Genomic DNA, 18,699 nt, shown 5'->3' on the forward strand with positions numbered 1-18,699 from the left:
GGAGACCAAGTGTAATGGAATGGAACACATACGAACGCTTTCCTCCTCTGGTGCTAATGCTGGGTGGTCGGGAAAAATACAGGGTCCTCAGGACGCTGAGAGACGCCGCCGAGGTTTTGATAGCGGACTGGCCGTCCGAGGACGGCGAGGAATATGTCGTGGCCGTCAAGGCCTGCGTCGATGCGATCAGCGGACAGATCGATGTCGAGGAACTGCAGGACGCCATTCGCCGTGCGGCAGCCGAAGCCGGCATTGCGATCTTGACGGTTGTGCACTGAAGAAAGCCCGTCACCCTGCGCAGGATCCGCGGGTGACGAAGGATGCTTGCCGTCCTGCCCGAAAACCGCGACGATGTCGCCGGGCAAGGTTTGGCGATGATGAGATGCGGCATAGGCTTGTTGGCTGCGGCGCTGGTTTCTGCAGCGTGGGTTAGCGCGGCGACCGCGGCGAGCGCCGCCGAGCCGTCTGCGCCGGAAGCGGCTTGCCTTTACCAGGGGCAGGCTGACGACGGGCAAACTCTCTGCATTCGAAAAGATCATTTCAATGCCGATCTCTGCGCGGTCATGGACCGTTTCGCCGCGATCCATAACATTCCGCCCGCCTTTTTCGCTCGCCTAATCTGGCGCGAAAGCCTGTTCCGTCCGGAAGCGGTCAGTCCGAAGGGTGCGGAGGGCATCGCGCAATTCATGCCGGGCACCGCCCGATTGCGAGTGCTGGAAAACAGCTTCGATGTCATTCAGGCACTCAAAGCGTCGTCCGCCTATCTCGACGAACTCAGGCTTCGCTTCGGCAATCTCGGACTTGCGGCCGCTGCCTACAACGCCGGTGAATCCGGCCTCAGCCGGTTCCTCTCCTCCGGTCGCCTGCCGATCGAAACACGCGACTACGTATTCGCGATTACCGGGCAGACAGTCGAAACCTGGCGGGACAGCCCGCCGGAAAAAGCGGCGCCGGAGCTGCGGGCCGCGATGCCTTTCCGTGAGGCATGTGTGGCGCTCGCAGAGACGCGGCAGATGAACGAGCCCGTATTGACCGGGTCCGCCGACTGGGCGCCATGGGGCGTGCAGCTTGCCGCTCACTATAATCCGTCCGTGGCGGACCGCCTGTTCACCATGTCGCTGGCAAAACTTCCCGAACCGTTGAACGCCGAGCGCGCCCTGATCGTGCGGCAGAGGGGCGGAAACTTCGGCTACCGCCCGCGTTATGCCGCCAGAATCGGCCGGGAGAGCCGTGCCGAAGCGACCAAACTTTGCAGCACGATCCGCGCTGCCGGCGTTGCCTGCACAGTCTTCCGAAACCGCTGATTTGAAGCGCAACGCAGCCCGACCTATCCGACAGTTTAGTGCCGAAGCGCCGCCAGGCTTGTTACGTTCGCGATGTCAACCAGCAAGGGGATTGAGATGACGAAAGCCGGCGGAACCACCGACAAACCTGACGAAACCGACAATTCCGAACAGGAGCAGGACGACTTTCTGGAGGAAGCCCTCGAGGAAACATTTCCGGCAAGCGATCCGATCGCGCCCGGTCGCCCGACACGAGAACGGTCAAAAGATAGGTCTTCCATCTGACAGATTGCGACCGACGACCGGTTGCGCAGGCCTAATCCGGTTCCCGCTCCCAATACCAGGCGACATACATGTTCCTCCTGTCGTGCCGGCGAGCCTTCAGGAAAGCCCGCATCGCGCGCACATCCTCCTTCTCGCAGGCAAACCAGACGAAGGTCTCGCCGTCGGCGGCGGCGACCGCCAGTTTTGCTTCCTCCAGAAGGACGCCCTTCGCGCCATCGGCATAGTCTTTTCGATGCAGCCAGCGTACATCCATCAAACCCGATGTCGACAAGGGCTGCTCTTCCGTCTCGTCGGCGACCTCGATGATTGCCTGCAGCCGGGTTCCGGCAGGCATTTCCTCGGCGATGCGGGCAATGGCAGGAAGCGCACTTTCATCACCTGCAAGCAGGACGGACTGCGCCGCCGGAAGGCTGCCGCCGCCGGGGCCAAGAAGGGCAACCTGTTGGCCCGGTTCGGCATCACGGGCAAAATCGGCGCCGGGCGTCCTGATGCCGGGCGCCGGGTGCTGCAGGAAATCGATCCAGACTTCGCGCCTTTCGACATCGACCGCGCGGATCGTGTAGACGCGCACCAGAAGCTCGTCCTCGCCTTCGGGCCAGGCAACGCGGCCATCCGCCCGCAGGCCCGGCCAAACCGGCATCCTGCCCTTCGGCGGCACAAGCAGGCGCACATGCATGTCGCCGCCGATGAACGTGGCAACGTCGGCACAGGCAAATTTCACTCGTCGCATATGCGGCGTCACATCCTCGGCCGAGATCACTGTCGCCTCATGGATATTCGGCAGAACGGCGAGTGCCGTAGGATCGGACCACGTCAACTCCAGCGGATCCTCGCCGGCGAAGTAGAAAAGATGCTCGGCAAGCATGGTCCGGCTCATCTGCAGCGCCTTTTCCGAAGGGCAGGAAAGCTCGATCAGCAACTTGCTGTCCTGAATGCGGATTGCGGCCGCGCCGGCCTTGCTCTTCAGAAGGGCGAGGCCATGACTGCGATGCACCTCGGCATGCTCCACGAAATGCTCGCAGATCTCCCCAAGCATGGCCGCGGCATCCCTGGGAAGCGCGATCCCCGAGAGCTTGAATTCCTGAGCCGTGGTCATCTGTCCTCCTTATGGAATTCACGTTGCAGTTCGCGTTCGCTCGCCACCATTCGGTGCCGGCCGATCGGCAGCATGATGGGCCGGCCGGACGTGGGATCGGCGATGATACGGCTTTCCAGACCGAAGACCTGTCGCACGTTGTCTTCCGTCAGCACCTGCTGCGGCGGACCAGAGACGTGCACGCGGCCATCCGTCATGGCGACAAGGTGGTCCGCATAGCGCGCCGCGAGATTGAGGTCGTGCAGTACCATGACGACGGTAGTGCCCCGCTCGTGGTTGAGATCGGTCAGGAGATCCAGCACCTCGACCTGATGGCTGATGTCGAGGAAGGTCGTCGGTTCGTCGAGCAGCAGCACTTGCGTCTCCTGCGCCAGCGCCATGGCGATCCACACGCGCTGGCGCTGCCCTCCAGAGAGTTCATCGACCGGCCGCTCGGCAAGATCCGCGGTTCGGGTCGCATTGAGCGCAGCGTCGACCGCCTCGTCATCCCTGCGGGTCCAGCGGGAAAACAGGCTCTGGTGGGGATGGCGGCCACGGCTGACAAGATCGGCAACGGTGATGCCTTCCGGCGCGATCGGTGATTGCGGCAGCAGGCCGAGCGTACGGGCAAGCTCCCGCGACGCCGTGTGGTGGATCGACTTGCCGTCGAGCAGCACCTGTCCCCGGCGAGGCGCAAGCAGCCGCGACATGGCACGCAGCAGCGTAGACTTGCCGCAGGCGTTCGCCCCGACGATGACGGTGATCTTGCCGGGCGGCACGGCAAGGTCGAGGCCATGCAGGATCTCGTCTTCGCCGTAACCGGCCGAAAGGCCGCTGGCCGCAAGAGTATGGATGGTCATGGTGAACCTCCGGTCCTGTTGACGCGCACGATCAGGTAAATCAAGTAGGGAGCGCCGAGCGCACCCGTGACGACGCCGACCGGGTATCGGCTGGGCAACAGGAACTGGCCGACATAGTCGCCTGCCAGCACCAGCACGGCGCCGACAAGGGCTGCCGGAATGAGGATGGAACCCGCATTTCCGACGATGCGGGCGGCAATCGGCCCCGAGAGGAAGGCGACGAAGGCGACCGGGCCAGTCACTGCCGTTGCCGAGGCGATCATGCCGACGGCTGCGACGATGATCATGATACGGGTGCGCGACACGCCGACGCCGAGCGCGGCCGCGGTGTCATCCCCCAACCGCAACGCTTCAAGATCGCGTGCACGGCCCAGAAGCAGCCCGCCGAAAATGCCAAGCGCCAGAAGGAGCGGCGCCGCCTGACCAAGCTGCGCGCCGTTGACGCTGCCCGTCAGCCACCGGATCGCCTCCTGCAGGCTCCAGGCCGGCGCCTGCGACAGGACATAGGCGATGATGCTTTCCAGCATCGCGGACACGCCGATGCCGACGAGGATGAGCCGCGTGCCGGCCACGCCGTTGCGAGACGACAGCCCGTAGACCATGAGGGCTACTGCGAGCCCGGCGGCGACCGCGACGACGGAAACGATCGGCCCCTTCAGCGACAGGACGACGATGGCGAAGACGGCGGCCGCACTCGCGCCCGAACTGATGCCGATAATATCGGGGCTTGCGAGCGGATTGCGCAACATGATCTGGAAGGCGACGCCGCCGAGCCCGAAACTCAGGCCCGCAAGCACCGAAAGCACCGCTCGCGGCAGCCTGAGCTGACCGACGGTGAAGGCCGCACCCGGCACGTTTTCGCCCAGCAGCACCCGGATCACGTCTCCGGCGGGCGTGAAGGATTGTCCGAGCGACAGGGTAAGTGCGAAGATCGCCACGACGAGGCAGAGCAGCATGGCGACGAGGAGCCTATGCCGGCGCGCCCTGCGGCGACGGTTGCCGGCAATGCGATTAAGGGAGGAGACAAGCACGGTCATAATTCTCGCACCCGCTGGCGCCGAACGATGGCGATGAAGAAGGGCGCGCCGATGAGTGCCGTCACGATGCCGACATCGAGTTCGGCGGGGCGGGCGACGATGCGGCCGATCACATCGGCTGCCAGCAGCAGGCAGGCGCCGCCCAGAGCGGAAAAGGGCAGGAGCCAGCGGTAGTCTACGCCAACCAGCAGGCGGCAGAGATGCGGAACCACGAGGCCGAGAAAGCCGATCGGCCCGCAGACCGCGGTCGTGGCGCCGCAGAGCAGGATGGCCCCCAGCGCTGCGACACCGCGCGCCAGCGCCACGCGTTCGCCGAGCCCGGCGGCCAGATCATCGCCAAGCGCAAGCGAATTCAGCTTGCGCGCCGACAGCAGGCTGATGAGGAAGCCGGCCGCCAGAAAGGGCAGAACGGGCAAGATGCGTTCGAACGTTGCCCCGCCAACGCCGCCGATCTGCCAGGACCGGATGCCGCCGGCGATATCGTTGCGTGGCAGGACGACAGCGATGACCATGGAGGCGAAGGCGACCGAGGTTGCGGCACCGGCGAGCGCCAGTTTCAAGGGCGTTGCGCCGCCGCGTCCGAGCGAACCGATCGTATAGACGAAAGCCGCCGAACATCCCGCCCCGAGGATGGCTGTCCAGATATAGGCTTCGTTCGAAGAAATATCGAACCAGGCAACCGCAACGACGACAGCGAGCGACGCACCCATATTAACGCCGAGAATACCGGGATCGGCGAGCGGATTGCGTGTCACCCCCTGCATGACGGACCCGGCAAGGCCGAGTGCCGCGCCGGCGATCAAAGCGAGCAGCGTGCGCGGAATGCGCACCGTCACCGCGGCCTGGCCGATCGTATCAGCACGACCGGCAAGAGCCGCCGAAATATCTACCCAGTCGACATCGCGCGTGCCGACCGTGACCGAAAGCGCGCAGAGGCCGGCAAGAGCCGCGGCGAGCCCGAATAGCCAGAGGCCGCGGGTCCGGTTCGACCGGGCTGATAGGGGCCGCCGGGGCGACAATTTTGGACTGCGTGCAATCATCGGGGTTTGCTGGGGGATTTTCTGGCGGCATCCGCAAGCAGCGCCACGTAGTCCTTGAGGACCCAGGAGATCGACAGCGGCGTCGGATTGGCGGCGGTGCCGACCGGATTGCGGCCGAGCGTCACCAGCGCGCCCCTGGAAACTGCCGGCATTCTCGCCGTCAGCGGGTTCTTCTCCAGCGCTTCGAGCAGCTGCTGGTTCCCGTAGGTGACGACAATATCCACATCGTCAAAGGAATCGATGCGTTCGGCACTGATCGAGCCTGCGAATTTGCCAGGTGCGGAGGCTTCGACGACGCTTCTTGGGGATTTCAGCCCGAGATCGGCGAAGAATTTCACGCGTGTATCGTTGGTCGTGTAGAAGTTGACCGTGCTGAGATCGGTGGCGTTGAGATGCGTGATGAACATCGCCGACTTGTCATGCAGTTCGGGATGGCCTGCGACCGTCTCCGATATTTCACCCTCGATCTTCCTGATCAGGGCCTCGCCTTCCGCAGCCATGCCAAGTCCGGCACTGTCCAGGCGGATCATGTCGCGCCAGTCGGTCGACCAGGGCGCATCCGGATAGGCGACAACAGGGGCGATCTGGCTCAGCGTATCGTAGTCGGACTGGCTGAGGCCCGAATAGGCCGCCAGAATCACGTCCGGCCGGGTGGCAGCGACCGCCTCGAAATCGATGCCGTCGCCTTCATCGAACAGGACGGGTTTTCCCGCATGCAGCTGCTTCAGCCTGTCAGCGACCCAGGGCAGCAATCCGTCACCGTCATCATCGCCGAAATTGGCGGCAGCGAAACCGACGGGAACGATACCGAGCGCCAGCGGCACTTCGTGATTGGCCCAGGCGACCGTTGCGACCCGCTCCGGCTTCTTTGTGATGACCGTCGTGCCGAACGCATGTCTGATGGTAACGGGATAGGACGTGCTCTCGTCAGCCCAGACGCTGCCGGACGCCGCTGCGATCAGCCAGCCATAGATCACCGCCAGTTTTGCGGCCAGACGTAAAAAGCGCAGCATCGTGCAAACTCCGCCAGTTTTAAGTTGACCTCCACTTTCAGGTTAATCTACCTGCGTCAACGGTCAGGCCGGCGCTTCGAGGCTGCAGCGTTGAGATTTCCGTGGGATCCTACAAAACCCGGGAAATTTACAATACTGGACAAGCGCGCTCAAGTTAGTAGCCGTCGCAGGGGACATCGAGCAGCCATCATGGCGTCCAGTCCGGGGCAAATCTCTCGTTGGCACCGGCGGTCGGCATGCCGCTCAGCTCGATCCTCAAAACGGCATTCCATTCGGCATCCCCTGCCGAAGAGCCGTAACGGCGATATCAACTTCTGGAACGTGAACATGGACATCGAAAGAACAGGCGCTCACTCGCGACAGAGCCTCCTCCGCTACAGGAATGCGGTCCTTCTCGGTTGCACGGCGCTTGTCGCCCTCGCACCTGGCGCGGTGCTCGGCCAGGACGGCGCGAATTCCGATACGGTCACACCTCTCGCACCCATCGTGATCCAGGGCAGCGGCCTCGATACGGACAATGACTCGAAATCGATCGTTGCGACCAAGACCATCAGCGGCAACGGCATGGCGACCGATCTTCTCGACACGCCTGCTTCCGTCTCCGTCATCACGTCGAAGGAAATCCAGGAGCGCGGCGCCCAGGACACCGAACAGGTTCTGCAATATACATCCGGTGTCACGACCGATTTCTACGGCTCGGACGACCGCTTCGACTATTTCAAGATCCGCGGCTTCGATGCCTACACCTATCGCGACGGCCTGACGCTCGGCGATCCCTTCGGCGGCATCCGCGAAGAGCCCTTCGCCTTTGAGCGCGTCGAAGTGCTGAAGGGAGCCAATTCCACCACTTTCGGCGTTTCCGATCCCGGCGGCGCCGTCAACTTCGTCACCAAGCGGCCGAAGAGCGGGCGCTTCGGCGAGGCCTATGTCACCGGCGGCTCCTTCGACCATCGGGAGACCGGCGTCGATTTCGGCGACAATATCACCGAGGACGATACGTTCTCCTATCGCATCACCGGCAAGGTGAGGCGTGCCGACGACGAATATGACTATTCGCAGGACGACGAAAACTTCGTCATGGGCGGCCTGACCTGGCGCCCTAGCGCCGATACCAATTTGACCGTGGTCTATGACCATCTGGACAAGAACGGCGTTCCAGGCGGCGGCGGTCATCCGGTCGGTTCGGACTTCGCGCGAAGCCGCTTCTTCGGCGAGCCTGATTTCAACTACCGCGACATCAACAGAAACACGCTGAGCGTCATGTTCGACCACGACTTCGGTTCGGGCCTGACCTTGAGCTCGAATGCACGCTACAGCAATACCAAGAGCAATTTCGGCTACGCCTATATCTCGGCGACACCGACGAACGGCTCGACCATCGCCGATCGCGCCTTCTTCGCCAACGACCAGGCGGCAGAGAACTTCATCATCGATACCCGCCTGCAATATGAGACGAATTTCGAGGATATCGACAGCCGCAGCCTTGTCGGTCTGCAGTACAATAACCTGCAATCCGACAATGACGGTTATTTCGGCGGCGCCCCCGGCATTGACTGGACAAACCCCGTCTATACCGGCGCGCCGGCCTCGGTTCCGCTCTACCAGAGCCTGACAAACGACCAGAAGACGACGGCCCTCTATCTGCAGCAGGATCTCACTTTCTTCGACAGGCTGACCGCCTCCGTCGGACTGCGCAACGACTGGCTGGACCTGCAGCAGCAGGACAACATGGCGGGCTCGACGACCGACGCCGATCTCAGCGAATTCACCAAACGCGCCGCATTGAGCTACAAGATTACCGATCAGGTCGCGACCTATGTCAGCTACGCGGAATCGGTGCTTCCGGCCTCGCTGACGCTCGATCCCGAGCGCGGCGAACAATGGGAAGTCGGCGTCAAATACCGGCCTGACGAATTCCCTGCTCTCTTCAGCGCCGCAGTCTACGATCTGACCAAAAACAACATCACCCGCACCAACCCGGCAACCGGCTTCCAGGAGACGATCGGCGAGGTTCGCGTGCGCGGTATCGACCTCGAGGCGAAGGCGGAGATTACCGACAATATCAGCCTGACGGCCGCCTATTCCTACATGGTTTCCGACATTGTCGAGAACGGCACGCTGGGCAACGAGGGCAACGAGATGTCGTTCGTGCCCAACCACATCGCCTCGCTCTGGGTCAATTACGGCATTCCCGGCAACGGCTTGCGCGGCGACATGAACTTCGGCCTCGGTGCGCGCTACACAGGCTCCTATTATTTCAACGACGCCAACACCCAGTCGACGGGCAGCAGCATCATCTTCGATGCCGCCTTCAGCTACAAGATCCAGGAAAACACGTCCTTCGACGTCAACGTCAGCAATCTCTTTGATGAGAAGCATGTCGCCTATGGCGGCTTTGGTGCGGATTTTTACAATCCGGGTCGCGCCATCTACGCAACACTGCGCCAGACCTGGTAGCCGGCTGGTCCCGTTCGCCTCCCTGCGGACGGGACGACCTCCCCCTCAGAGCTAACGGATCTGCCGCATCCGCCGCCAGGCAGCCGGCGTATCGCCGGCGATCTGACGGAAGACCTTGGTCAGATGCGCCTGATCGGAAAAACCGAGCTGGGCGGCGATATCGGCGACGGCGATATCGCTTTCGACGAGCAGCCGCTTGGCATGATCGATGCGTTTTCCAAGCTGCCACTGCAGCGGCGTTTTGCCGGTCGTCTGTTTGAAAACGTTGGAAAACCAGCTTTCCGACAGGCCGACGATCTCTGCCATCTCGGCAACGGTCAGGCGGCAATCGCTCGGCCTGTCGATACGAGCGATCAGCTTGTTCATCTGCGCCTGCGTCAGCCTTCCGTTCGGCTGCTCGCCACCCTGGCGGGGAATATCCAGGAGACCGCTGACGATGCTGCCGACAAGGCTCTCGCCATAAATCTCGGGTCTCGACGGGCTGGAGACCTCGTCGACGACAAGGCGGGCAAGCGTTTCGATGGCTCGGGTGTCCTGCATCTCGACCGGATTGCGCAGCGCCGTCATCGCCGCCGAATTGCCGACCGACGGCGCGAGGTATCGCAGCAGCCGGTCCTTGTGCATATGCAGATTGAGGTGGGAGAAGCGGTGCGTCGTGCCGCTCGTCGTCCACATGGGCATGCCGGGCGGAACATAGACGGCTCGCGTCATCGGCCGGTAATGCTGCGGAAAATCGCCATCCCGGTTCGACATGCGGATCTGGGACGAGACATCGCTGAAGAAAATCATGATGCGCGGATCGTCAGAGAGGTAATAGCCCCTCGCCCCGGACTGGCTTTCGGCTTCCCAGAAGACGCTGACGAGACCGTCGAACTGGCGCCATTTGGCCGGCGCCATGACCCGGATGCCTTCGGTGTGCCAGACCATGGAATGGCAGAAACTCAATATTGGGATCCATCCTTGCTCGGCATGATCGCGCCCGTCCGAAAGGCGGAGACGCCCGCTGCAGCCATTATCCCGACGGCCTTCCGAGCGCGATATCACGCTTTTTCTATCGCCTTCTAAGGCAAAAATAACATGAGTTCAATCATCATGTTTATCAATGTCCCGGGGCATCAGCGTTCAGTGCGAGCGACACCCGCAGAACCCGAGAAGAGCCGACTGAGATTGATGGAGACTGTGGCTACCGCCGAAAACGAACAAGGCGTCTGCCGGGGGAGGAGATCCAGCAGACGCCTTCTATGAGGCATGGCGACGGGAGGAGGATGTCGCCACGTAGACGCCGGCCCGGGAGGAGGTAGGCCGCGTCTGAGACGAGGCGACGAGGGAGGAGTTTCATCGCTTCGTTGACCTGGAATGTAGGCCGATGGCTGCCAGTCTGCTAGGCACATATTTGCAAGGGTGCTATGCGCTATGCGTTGAGCGAAGAGCTCGGCGGACACAAAAAACGCGCCCGCCTTCCTCAGGCGAGCGCGTTTTGCATTCATAAAGAGCCGCTCTTAGCGGCCGATGGCAGCGCGTGCGACGTCGCGGATATCACCACGAGCAATGCCCAGGTCGTTCAGTTCGCGGCTCGACATGCGGCCAAGCTCAGTAACGGTTTGACGGTACTTGCGCCAGTTGTTGAAAGTGCGTGCGATGTTCATTGCAATCCCCTTTCCGTGGGTCCAGCGACAGCTGCCAGTTAGCGGCGCTTCGTTCGCTTTGATGAGAAATATATAATATGGCTCGGTGGAAATGAGTAGCGTTCAGACCACAGCGCACCTATGCATTTTACGCATGGCGTGATGATGAAGTGGCATCTTCGGAGGCAGGCGCCTATCCGTGAGTATAGTTGAAGGAGGCGAGCCGAAATCCCAGGTGAAGACTGCGATCCTCCAAAGCCGATCAGGGGTACATTCGATGTCCAGCTCAGTCTGCGAAACCTATCCTGGAATATGCAGCAAATCCCGCCTCGCTCACCCTCGCCCCGTCCGCCTCTTCCATCCCGCAAACGACAACAGACAGAATGCGACCCGGCCAGCCATCGTCGATCTGCCTGCCAGTCTTCCGCTGCCCGAGGCCAATCCGATATCTGTCGTGGAAGTCGGATCGGCGGTTTCCCTGCTGGGGCTGCTCATCTTCGCAGCCCATGAGGAAATCACGGCCGTCGCCCCCGCGATCGCCTCCGCTTTCCAACGGTTTCTCGCAAACGCGCCGGCCGCCCTCTGGTAGGGCAGCATCTCATCCTATTGCAAAGCTTGCCCGGATGCCCCAAGTGCAAGTGGGCAGCGCTGGACATGACTGATGATCTTCAACGATTCACGGCTGACGATCGGTGTCGTTCTCCCGATACAGGAGCGACAGCGGCACGATATCGACTTCGGCCTTCAGCTGGAGCTTGCGCACCGCGCCGATGAGTTCGGCTTCTCGGCAATATGGGTCCGCGACGTTCCCCTGAACAACGCCGCCTATCCGGACCCCGTCGGGCATTCCGACCCATGGGTGCTGCTCGGCGCATTGGCGGCATCCACCCGCTCGATCGCATTGGCGACTGGCGCAATCGTTCTGCCCCTGCGCCATCCGCTTCATGTGGCCAAAGCCGCCCTGTCGATGGATGTCTTGTCATCGGGCAGGTTCGTGCTCGGCCTCGGTTCCGGCGACCGTCCGTCGGAATTCGCTGCCTTCGACCGCAATGTCGACGACCGCCGGGAATTGTTTCGGTCAAACTGGGCCGCACTCGCCAGTGCGCTGGAGGGACGTCTCGGCCAGACAGGCGAGAACCAGTTCGATATCCGCCCGCGCAGCGGGCGCAGCGTTCCACTGGTCGCCGTCGGTTCATCCTCGCAGTCGCTCGAATGGATCGCCAGAAACGCCGGCGCCTGGATGACGTACCACCGGCCCCTTGCCGCCCAGAAGGACCGGATAGCCCTGTGGCACGGGGCTGTGCAGCGCACCACCACCGAGTTCCGCGGCATGGGGCAGGCCATGGCTCTCGATCTTCTGGATACGCCATCCGACCGTATCGACGATATCAATCTTGGATATCGAGCCGGACCGGAAGGATTGTTTGCCGCTCTCACCGCCCTGCGCAATCTCGGCGTTCACCACGTTGCCTTCAACCTGCTCGTCGATGGGCGCAAGGCCTTTAGCGATCTCGAGATCATCGCACGAGAGGTTTTGCCGCGACTGGAGCAGGCCACCGAATTGCAGGTATCGCGATAGCCTGCGGGCTGACGAGCTAGCGATCGAAGAAATTCTGCCAAAGCTTCTCACCGACAAGGCAGTCCGTCGTCGGCTGGTTCATCGCAATTTCGCGGATCTGTTCCGGCTCTTCGAGCCCGCTGATCTCCCAGACCAGCTTCCTGCGCACGGCCACGGCGAAATCCTCGATCTTGTGGACCGGCAAAACGAAGGAGCCGGGCCCGCCGATCACGCAATCGCCGTAATATTTGTCGAGCCCCTCGGGCACATCGGACGGCCGCAACATGATGGCAAGGCCGTTGATGATGATGCCCGCCTCCAAAGCGGCATCGCGCGCCGGAGTGACGGGGTCGCCGGAATTGTTGGGGCCATCACCGGAGACGTCGATCACTTCGCGATTGCCCCTATAGGGACTGGCGGCAAGCATTGACGCACCTTGAACGATCGCGGCGGATATGGACGTGCGCCGCTGGGTGGCGATCGGTCGGGCTTCCAGTTTGTCGGCAAAATCCTGCGCATCCTTTTCCGTCTCGATCACCTGCCAATCGAGCACGGAACCGGGCACGACATAGCCGGCCCACTCAAAATAACTGATGGCGATCCGTCCGGTCAGCCCGCCTTTCACGGCATCGAGGAACTCCTTGTGCCGCAACGCCTCGACATAGCCTTCTCGCTGGATGCGAACCTCTTCATAATCCATCGAGCGAGAGGTATCGACGGCCAGCACCAGTTCGACATCGACTTCGTTTTGGCCTGATTGTGCGAGCGTGGCGGCAGCGCCGGACAGGCTCGCGAGCATCGCAAGTGTTGTCAGCATCATCACTTCCCATCACTGCGTCATGCCTGGAACTCTAACACAGCTTGGCGCGACGGCGACTGTTGCCGGAAAGCATTCTGTCAAATTTCGGTGATGTGGGGTGCCGTCGAAGGAACGGGCGGCATTTGAGCAGGCGTGCCTCGCGACCGGCTTCACCACTTGTGAAGAACTCATAGCCATTCTGCGGGACACTTGGCGATTCGCCCAGCAATGACGGAGATAGCATGCCGCTTCTGCAGTTTCCCGCCGACCGACGCACAGCCGATATCAGGCGCTGCGCCGAGGCCCTTCAGAACCTTCACGGCGAGGCCGCCAACCGCTTCTGGCGGTCGGAGATGGCCGGGTTCGCAGCCAATTTAAGAGAACAGGGCTGCAGCGATGCCGAGCTTTCGCGGCAGGCCGCCCTGTTCATGGATGCGGTACAGATGGAGCTTCAGGTCGTCTACGCCGCAGCAGCAGAGCGGTAAGAAGCATTACTTGGGAAAGCGGTTGTAGAAGGATTGCGGGTCGTAAACGCACTCGTAGTTCAAAACGCACATTTCCCCGTTGGCCGCGCGCACCCTGGCGATATCGTATTTGTCGCCCAGCCGGCACCGCGCCGGCGGGTAGCGGAAGCTCCGCCCCCCAATACCCATGCGGACAAAGACCGCCTTCCTCTGCTGGATAATCTGAGCGAGTTCACGGCAGGAATGGTCACGCGCATTCACTTCCACCGCCTCGACGGCAAGGGCGCCCGTCGGGAGCAAGAAGGCTGCGGCTAAAATCAAACTTCTCATAGGACCTCCGAATGCGGGGCGGGTTAGCCGCAGGACCTGCAGCTTTCGTACGCGATGGCGGCATTGTTGTCGCACGGCAAAGGTAGGACTTAGGCGGATCGTAAACCAGAGCGACCCATCCGCATTGAGGGCCGGCTGGCATCAGATCTTGCCGCACGTGGCAAAGACCAGCTTTTTCAGTTTCTCTCCGTCATGCCTGCCCTGACGATAAAACCCGATGACGATCGACGTTGATCGATAGCAGCCGTTCGGTGCCGGCTCAATTCTCAAGCCGTCCGGGTGGGCACTGATCCGCCCGATGGCGACAGGTTTTGCCTATCCCCCAATCTGGGGGTTCATTCGAATCGCCACATATACTATGTTTGCGGCGTGATATTCACACGAGACAGGTACTGATGCCCCCAGAAATGTCCGGCTTTGAATGCACCCGCGGCAATGCCGTTTCCGGCAAGCTCAAGCTTTCAAGCAAACTGCCCTACTTTATCGTCGCAGGACTTGCTGTGGCCGTTTGGGCAAATTCCAGCGAACAACCGCACGATACAGAGGTCGCAGCCAAGCAAGCTGCGCCGGCTTCGCTCGCGCGATAACGCGAGGCCTCGGCCGACGACCATTCCGGCCGAGAATATGGCAATGGGATCCGTCGATCAAAAATGACGGTCGAGCGGCTGCCTGTTACGGCAACCGATCAGCCTGAAACCATCTCTCAAATTCTGACGCCGCTCGCCTCGTCAAAGAGATGTACCTGTGCCGGATCGACGGTAACGCCGATCGTCTGGCCCGGCTGAACCGATCCCCTGCCCGTTTCAACGATCGTCATTTCGGGCGTCGTCGCCGCAGTGATGAAGGTCGAGGACCCTGTGGATTCCACGACCGCGACCGGCACGTCAAAACTTCCCCGCCCCTGATCGGTAATACCGATATGCTCCGGCCTGATGCCGGCAATAACCTTGCGGCCGGGCTGGATCTGATGGTCGATGGCAACTTGCTGACGAACCGTGCCGAGATCGAGTGTCAGGCTTTTCCCGTCCTCGCCCGCAATTGCGGGGATGAAGTTCATCGCAGGCGAACCGATAAAGCCGGCAACGAACTTGTTGGCGGGCTTGTCGTAGAGGTCGAGCGGCCGGCCCTGCTGCTCGATGACGCCTTCGCGCATGACGACGACATGATCGGCCATGGTCATGGCCTCGATCTGGTCATGCGTGACATAGACAGAGGTCGCGTGCAGGCGGTCGTGCAGGGCGCGGATTTCCTTGCGCATGTGCACACGCAGCGCCGCATCGAGGTTCGACAACGGCTCGTCGAACAGGAAGGCCTTCGGATGACGGATGATGGCGCGGCTCATGGCGACACGCTGGCGCTGGCCGCCCGAAAGTTCACGCGGATAGCGCTTCAAAAGATGTGAGAGGCCGGTCGTGGCCGCAACCTCTTCGGCAGCCTTCTTCGCTTCGGCCTTGGCGACCCCGCGCATGCGCAGGCTGTAGGTGAGATTTTCCTCCACGGTCATATGCGGATAAAGCGCATATGACTGAAACACCATGGCGACGTCGCGCTTGCGCGGCGGCACGCCGTTCATCAGGTCGCCGGCAATCTTCAAGCTCCCGTCGGAGATCGTTTCCAGGCCGGCCAGCGAGCGCAACAGCGTCGACTTGCCGCAACCCGAAGGGCCGACGAGCGCGACGAAAGTGCCCTTCGCGATGGAGAGATCGATGTTCTTCAGCGCATGGAAAGCGCCGTAATATTTGTTGACGCCGGCAAGCTCGATCTGAGGGGTCATTTGAGGGCTCCCGAGGTAAGGCCGGACACAATGCGGCGCTGCAAGAGAACGAAGATGGCAAGGATCGGCGTTACATACATCGTGGCGTAGGCCATGATGTTGTTCCATTCATTGGTGTTTGGCCCCATGAAGGAATTGAGCCCGACACTTGCCGGCTGAAGCTCGGCCGCCTGGATCATCGACTTGGAATAGACGAACTCACCGAAGGCCTGCATGAAGATGAGGATGGCGCTGACCAGGATACCGTTGCGGGCAAGCGGCAGGACGATGTTGAAGAAGGCGCCGACGCGCGAATTGCCGTCCACGAGGGCCGCCTCTTCAAGTTCCATCGGCACCGCCATGAAGGTGGCGCGCACCAGCACGACGAAGAAGGGCATGCTCTTGGCGGCAATCGCGATGATGACGGCAAGCCGCGGATAGTTCAGCATGCCGATCTGCGAGAAGCCGACGAAGATCGGCGTGATCATCAGCGAGGCCGGCAGGACCTGCAGCATGAGAATGAGGAAGAGGCCGATATCCACCCAGATATTGCGGTAGCGGGCCAGCACATAGGCGCAGCCGACACCCAATACCGTGATGATGACGACCGCACCGATCGCGATCATCAGCGAATTCCAGAGGTAGAGGCCCATGTTTCGGCTTTCCCAGACATAGGCAAAGGTTCCCCATTGCGGCGAGGCCGGCCAGAAGCTCGGCGGTGTCGCAAACATCTCCGACCCGCTCTTCAGTGCGGTGATGTACATCCAGTAGAGTGGAAAGAGATAGACGGCCGCCATGATGATGGCGATGGCGAGCATCAGGCGGTTGCGTGCGGTCTCGCTCATCCGCGCACCTCATGCCGGGTCGAGCGGACGTAGACCACGGAGGCGAACATCACGAAGACGATCATGATGACGGAGATGGTCGCGCCCTTGGCGAAATCATATTGGCGGAAAGACAAATCCCAGGCCCAGTATTGCGTGACGTTGGAGGAATTGTTCGGCCCGCCCGAGGTGATGGCGGCAAAGAGGTCGAACTGCTGCAGCGTGAAGATCAGACCGAGTGCGATGATGGCCCCGATCGTCGAACGCATCATCGGCAAGGTAATCGTCCAGAAGCGCTGCCAAGCCGTGGCACCATCGAGTTCGGCGGCCTCATAGAGATCGCCCGGAATGCCGGATAGACCAACCGAGAGCAGGATCATGTTGAAGGACGTACCGAGCCAGATATTGGCGATGATGACGGCGTAGAGCGAATAGTGCGGGTCCGAGCGCCAGAAGATGTTGCTGGAGATGATGCCGCTTTCCTTCAGGATGAAATTCAGCATGCCGAAATCGCCAGAGAGAATCCAGTTCCAGATCGCGCCGACGACGAGACCGGGCATGACCCAGGAGACGAGAAAAAGGCCGCGCAGCCAGGAAGCGCCCGGGAAGTTGACCCAGAAGAACAGCGCCAGTCCGAAGCCGATCAGGAATTGCCCGGCAATCGAGCCGGTGACGAAGATCGCCGTGTTGTAGAGGATCGGCAGCGTTTCCGGCTGCGCGAAAAGGTCCACGTAGTTCTTGAAGCCCACCCATGGACGCGAGAAGGTGCCGAGGCTGAACATGTCAACCTCCTGAAAACTCATCACCACATTGTAGATGAGCGGCAGGCCGGCCATCAGGAACAGAAAGCCGAGCGGAAAGGCGACGAGCACAATATCGAAACCGTGGCCGTCCCTGACGCTGGAAAGGATCCTTCTCATGGGTCCTCCATTGCTCCGAACGGGGCTGCCTGGCGCTTTCGCGGGAGACAGCCCCTGCCGGGAGGAAAAGATGGGATGGCCGACGGCCATCCGGTGATGGTGATGTTAGCCGAGGACTGCCTTGATCTTGTCGGCAGCCTGGTCAAGCGCATCCTTCGGGCTCATCTGGCCGGTGAGCGCCGCCTGGATGGCGTCCTGGATCGCCTTGGAGATCTTCGGCCACTGCGGATGAGGGCCGCGGGGCTTCGCATATTTCAGCTGCTCAAGGAAGACCTTGAGGGCCGCATCCTTCAGCGGCTGGCCGGTTTCCGGGATCGAGATGTCGGAACGAGCCGGAAGCTGGCCGAAATTCTTGAACATCTTGTCGTCCTGAGAGGCGAAATATTCGAGCGCCTTGAAGGCTTCGGCAGGATGTTTGGTGGTCGAGAAGATCGCCCAGTTGAAGTCACCCATGGCCGAGGAGCGCTCGGCGCCTTCCTTCGGAACCGGCAGCAACGTGACGCCCCAGTCGAACTTGGCTTCCTGCACCATGCGGTCCAGTTCCCAAGGGCCGGAAATCGCCATGGCGGCATTGCCGGAATTGAAGGTACCGGTCGAATCCCACTGGTCGCGCGTCAGCGTATCGGGCGAAGCGAGCTTTTCGTCGATGATCGTCTTCCAGACTTCGAGCGCCTTGACCGCGCCGTCGGCATTGATGTTCTCATAGCTGCCACCGCCCATCTGCGCCCAGGGCAGGAACTGGAAGGTGCCTTCCTCGTTCGCCTTTGCCGAGAAGGCAAGGCCGTAGACGTTCTTGGCCGGATCGGTCAGCTTGCGGGCGTCCTCGACCAGCTCATCCCAGGTCTGCGGCGGCTTGTTCGGAGCGAGGCCCTTCGCCTTGAACATGTCCTTGTTGTAGTAGAGGGCGATCGTGTTCGTCGCCTTCGGCACGCCGAAATATTTGCCGTCCCATTCGACCGACTTCAGCGGTCCGGGGAAGTAGTTCTCGGGCTTGATGACCTTCGAGTTCTTGATCATGTCGGTCAGATCAAGGAAGGCTCCGCGCGACGAAAAAAGCGCGTGTTCCGGATTGTCGACGGCGATGATATCGGGCGCCTGGCCGGTCGCATAGGCGCGCATCGCTTCGGTGACGACATCATCGAACTGGATCAGGCGGTACTCGATGGTGATGCCGTTGTGCTGGTCGTTGAATTCCTTGACCAGGTTCGGCGCCGGCTGAATGTCCTTGTCCAGCGACCAGAGCGTCAGCTTGACGTCTTCGGCCTTGGCGGACACGCCGAAGAGCGAAACGCCTGCGAGCGCCAGTGCGCCCAGAACTGCAAATTTGCGGATAGCCATGTTCTCCTCCTTTGTGGTTATCCATTCGGAATGGCCGG

21 protein-coding genes are annotated in these 18,699 nt (G+C 61.5%); 8 read left to right on the forward strand and 13 right to left on the reverse strand.

The window, feature by feature from the left end; all coding sequences use genetic code 11:
* The first annotated feature begins 14 nt into the window (after positions 1–14).
* The 3 genes from ACFPWW_RS15805 (at position 15) to ACFPWW_RS15815 (ending at position 1,568) form a co-directional block, all read left to right on the forward strand.
* Positions 15–278: a DUF982 domain-containing protein gene (locus ACFPWW_RS15805; protein WP_112569987.1), complete on the forward strand. Its 264-nt coding sequence runs from the start codon at positions 15–17 to the stop codon at positions 276–278.
* Positions 279–374: 96 nt separating this feature from the next.
* Positions 375–1,304 carry a lytic transglycosylase domain-containing protein gene (locus ACFPWW_RS15810; RefSeq protein ID WP_377312704.1) on the forward strand — a complete coding sequence of 310 codons (930 nt, stop codon included), beginning with the start codon at positions 375–377 and terminating at the stop codon, positions 1,302–1,304.
* Between the two features lie 96 nt (positions 1,305–1,400).
* Positions 1,401–1,568, forward strand: a complete 168-nt coding sequence (locus ACFPWW_RS15815) for a hypothetical protein (protein WP_377312445.1) — start codon at positions 1,401–1,403, stop codon at positions 1,566–1,568.
* A gap of 31 nt (positions 1,569–1,599) precedes the next feature.
* On the opposite strand, the gene ACFPWW_RS15820 is transcribed toward ACFPWW_RS15815, so the two are convergent.
* From ACFPWW_RS15820 to ACFPWW_RS15840, 5 genes are read right to left on the reverse strand one after another with little or no spacing between them, the layout of a single operon-like run.
* Complete coding sequence (locus tag ACFPWW_RS15820) at positions 1,600–2,664, reverse strand: DUF2218 domain-containing protein (RefSeq protein ID WP_377312446.1); 1,065 nt, start codon at positions 2,662–2,664, stop codon at positions 1,600–1,602.
* A complete protein-coding gene (locus ACFPWW_RS15825; RefSeq protein ID WP_112569983.1) occupies positions 2,661–3,503 on the reverse strand; it encodes an ABC transporter ATP-binding protein in 843 nt (280 codons plus the stop codon). The genes ACFPWW_RS15820 and ACFPWW_RS15825 overlap by 4 nt, the downstream gene beginning before the upstream one ends.
* Positions 3,500–4,540, reverse strand: coding sequence for a FecCD family ABC transporter permease (locus tag ACFPWW_RS15830; RefSeq protein WP_377312447.1), 1,041 nt, complete (start codon positions 4,538–4,540; stop codon positions 3,500–3,502). Before ACFPWW_RS15830 ends, ACFPWW_RS15825 begins: the two co-directional genes overlap by 4 nt.
* A complete protein-coding gene (locus ACFPWW_RS15835; protein ID WP_162718975.1) occupies positions 4,537–5,580 on the reverse strand; it encodes a FecCD family ABC transporter permease in 1,044 nt (347 codons plus the stop codon). The genes ACFPWW_RS15830 and ACFPWW_RS15835 overlap by 4 nt, the downstream gene beginning before the upstream one ends.
* Positions 5,577–6,593: an iron-siderophore ABC transporter substrate-binding protein gene (locus ACFPWW_RS15840; RefSeq protein WP_377312448.1), complete on the reverse strand. Its 1,017-nt coding sequence runs from the start codon at positions 6,591–6,593 to the stop codon at positions 5,577–5,579. The genes ACFPWW_RS15835 and ACFPWW_RS15840 overlap by 4 nt, the downstream gene beginning before the upstream one ends.
* Before the next feature lie 327 nt (positions 6,594–6,920).
* On the opposite strand from ACFPWW_RS15840, the gene ACFPWW_RS15845 reads away from it, so the two are divergent.
* The gene (locus tag ACFPWW_RS15845) at positions 6,921–9,050 is read left to right on the forward strand and encodes a TonB-dependent siderophore receptor (RefSeq protein WP_377312449.1); all 2,130 of its coding nucleotides are present in this window, start codon (positions 6,921–6,923) and stop codon (positions 9,048–9,050) included.
* 51 nt (positions 9,051–9,101) lie between these two features.
* On the opposite strand, the gene ACFPWW_RS15850 is transcribed toward ACFPWW_RS15845, so the two are convergent.
* Together ACFPWW_RS15850 and ACFPWW_RS15855 are read right to left on the reverse strand one after the other, a co-directional pair.
* Positions 9,102–9,995: a helix-turn-helix domain-containing protein gene (locus tag ACFPWW_RS15850; protein WP_377312450.1), complete on the reverse strand. Its 894-nt coding sequence runs from the start codon at positions 9,993–9,995 to the stop codon at positions 9,102–9,104.
* A gap of 554 nt (positions 9,996–10,549) precedes the next feature.
* Positions 10,550–10,696, reverse strand: coding sequence for a DUF1127 domain-containing protein (locus ACFPWW_RS15855; RefSeq protein WP_112569971.1), 147 nt, complete (start codon positions 10,694–10,696; stop codon positions 10,550–10,552).
* 256 nt (positions 10,697–10,952) lie between these two features.
* Between ACFPWW_RS15855 and ACFPWW_RS15860 the strand changes: the two genes are divergently transcribed.
* Together ACFPWW_RS15860 and ACFPWW_RS15865 are read left to right on the forward strand one after the other, a co-directional pair.
* The gene (locus ACFPWW_RS15860) at positions 10,953–11,264 is read left to right on the forward strand and encodes a hypothetical protein (RefSeq protein WP_377312451.1); all 312 of its coding nucleotides are present in this window, start codon (positions 10,953–10,955) and stop codon (positions 11,262–11,264) included.
* A 72-nt stretch (positions 11,265–11,336) separates the two neighbouring features.
* Entirely contained in the window at positions 11,337–12,254 is a 918-nt protein-coding gene (locus ACFPWW_RS15865; protein WP_377312452.1) for a TIGR03571 family LLM class oxidoreductase, read from the forward strand.
* A 16-nt stretch (positions 12,255–12,270) separates the two neighbouring features.
* On the opposite strand, the gene ACFPWW_RS15870 is transcribed toward ACFPWW_RS15865, so the two are convergent.
* Positions 12,271–13,050: a DUF1194 domain-containing protein gene (locus ACFPWW_RS15870; protein ID WP_112570077.1), complete on the reverse strand. Its 780-nt coding sequence runs from the start codon at positions 13,048–13,050 to the stop codon at positions 12,271–12,273.
* 224 nt (positions 13,051–13,274) lie between these two features.
* On the opposite strand from ACFPWW_RS15870, the gene ACFPWW_RS15875 reads away from it, so the two are divergent.
* Positions 13,275–13,517, forward strand: coding sequence for a DUF6074 family protein (locus ACFPWW_RS15875; RefSeq protein ID WP_112569969.1), 243 nt, complete (start codon positions 13,275–13,277; stop codon positions 13,515–13,517).
* A gap of 6 nt (positions 13,518–13,523) precedes the next feature.
* On the opposite strand, the gene ACFPWW_RS15880 is transcribed toward ACFPWW_RS15875, so the two are convergent.
* On the reverse strand, positions 13,524–13,826 hold the full coding sequence (locus ACFPWW_RS15880) for a hypothetical protein (RefSeq protein ID WP_112569967.1): 303 nt from the start codon (positions 13,824–13,826) through the stop codon (positions 13,524–13,526).
* A gap of 395 nt (positions 13,827–14,221) precedes the next feature.
* Between ACFPWW_RS15880 and ACFPWW_RS15885 the strand changes: the two genes are divergently transcribed.
* Positions 14,222–14,413 (forward strand): hypothetical protein, encoded by a 192-nt coding sequence (locus ACFPWW_RS15885; protein ID WP_162706959.1) that lies wholly within the window; start codon positions 14,222–14,224, stop codon positions 14,411–14,413.
* 116 nt (positions 14,414–14,529) lie between these two features.
* Here the strand turns inward: ACFPWW_RS15885 and ACFPWW_RS15890 are convergent, their stop codons facing one another.
* From ACFPWW_RS15890 to ACFPWW_RS15905, 4 genes are all read right to left on the reverse strand, one after another.
* Positions 14,530–15,600 carry an ABC transporter ATP-binding protein gene (locus ACFPWW_RS15890; RefSeq protein ID WP_377312453.1) on the reverse strand — a complete coding sequence of 357 codons (1,071 nt, stop codon included), beginning with the start codon at positions 15,598–15,600 and terminating at the stop codon, positions 14,530–14,532.
* On the reverse strand, positions 15,597–16,424 hold the full coding sequence (locus tag ACFPWW_RS15895; RefSeq protein WP_377312454.1) for a carbohydrate ABC transporter permease: 828 nt from the start codon (positions 16,422–16,424) through the stop codon (positions 15,597–15,599). The genes ACFPWW_RS15890 and ACFPWW_RS15895 overlap by 4 nt, the downstream gene beginning before the upstream one ends.
* A complete protein-coding gene (locus ACFPWW_RS15900) occupies positions 16,421–17,323 on the reverse strand; it encodes a carbohydrate ABC transporter permease (RefSeq protein WP_377312455.1) in 903 nt (300 codons plus the stop codon). The genes ACFPWW_RS15895 and ACFPWW_RS15900 overlap by 4 nt, the downstream gene beginning before the upstream one ends.
* A gap of 105 nt (positions 17,324–17,428) precedes the next feature.
* Positions 17,429–18,661, reverse strand: a complete 1,233-nt coding sequence (locus ACFPWW_RS15905) for an ABC transporter substrate-binding protein (protein WP_377312456.1) — start codon at positions 18,659–18,661, stop codon at positions 17,429–17,431.
* Positions 18,662–18,699: the final 38 nt, after the last annotated feature.

The sequence above is a fragment of the Rhizobium sp. GCM10022189 genome (assembly GCF_042656325.1).
Taxonomy (GTDB): Bacteria; Pseudomonadota; Alphaproteobacteria; order Rhizobiales; family Rhizobiaceae; genus Rhizobium.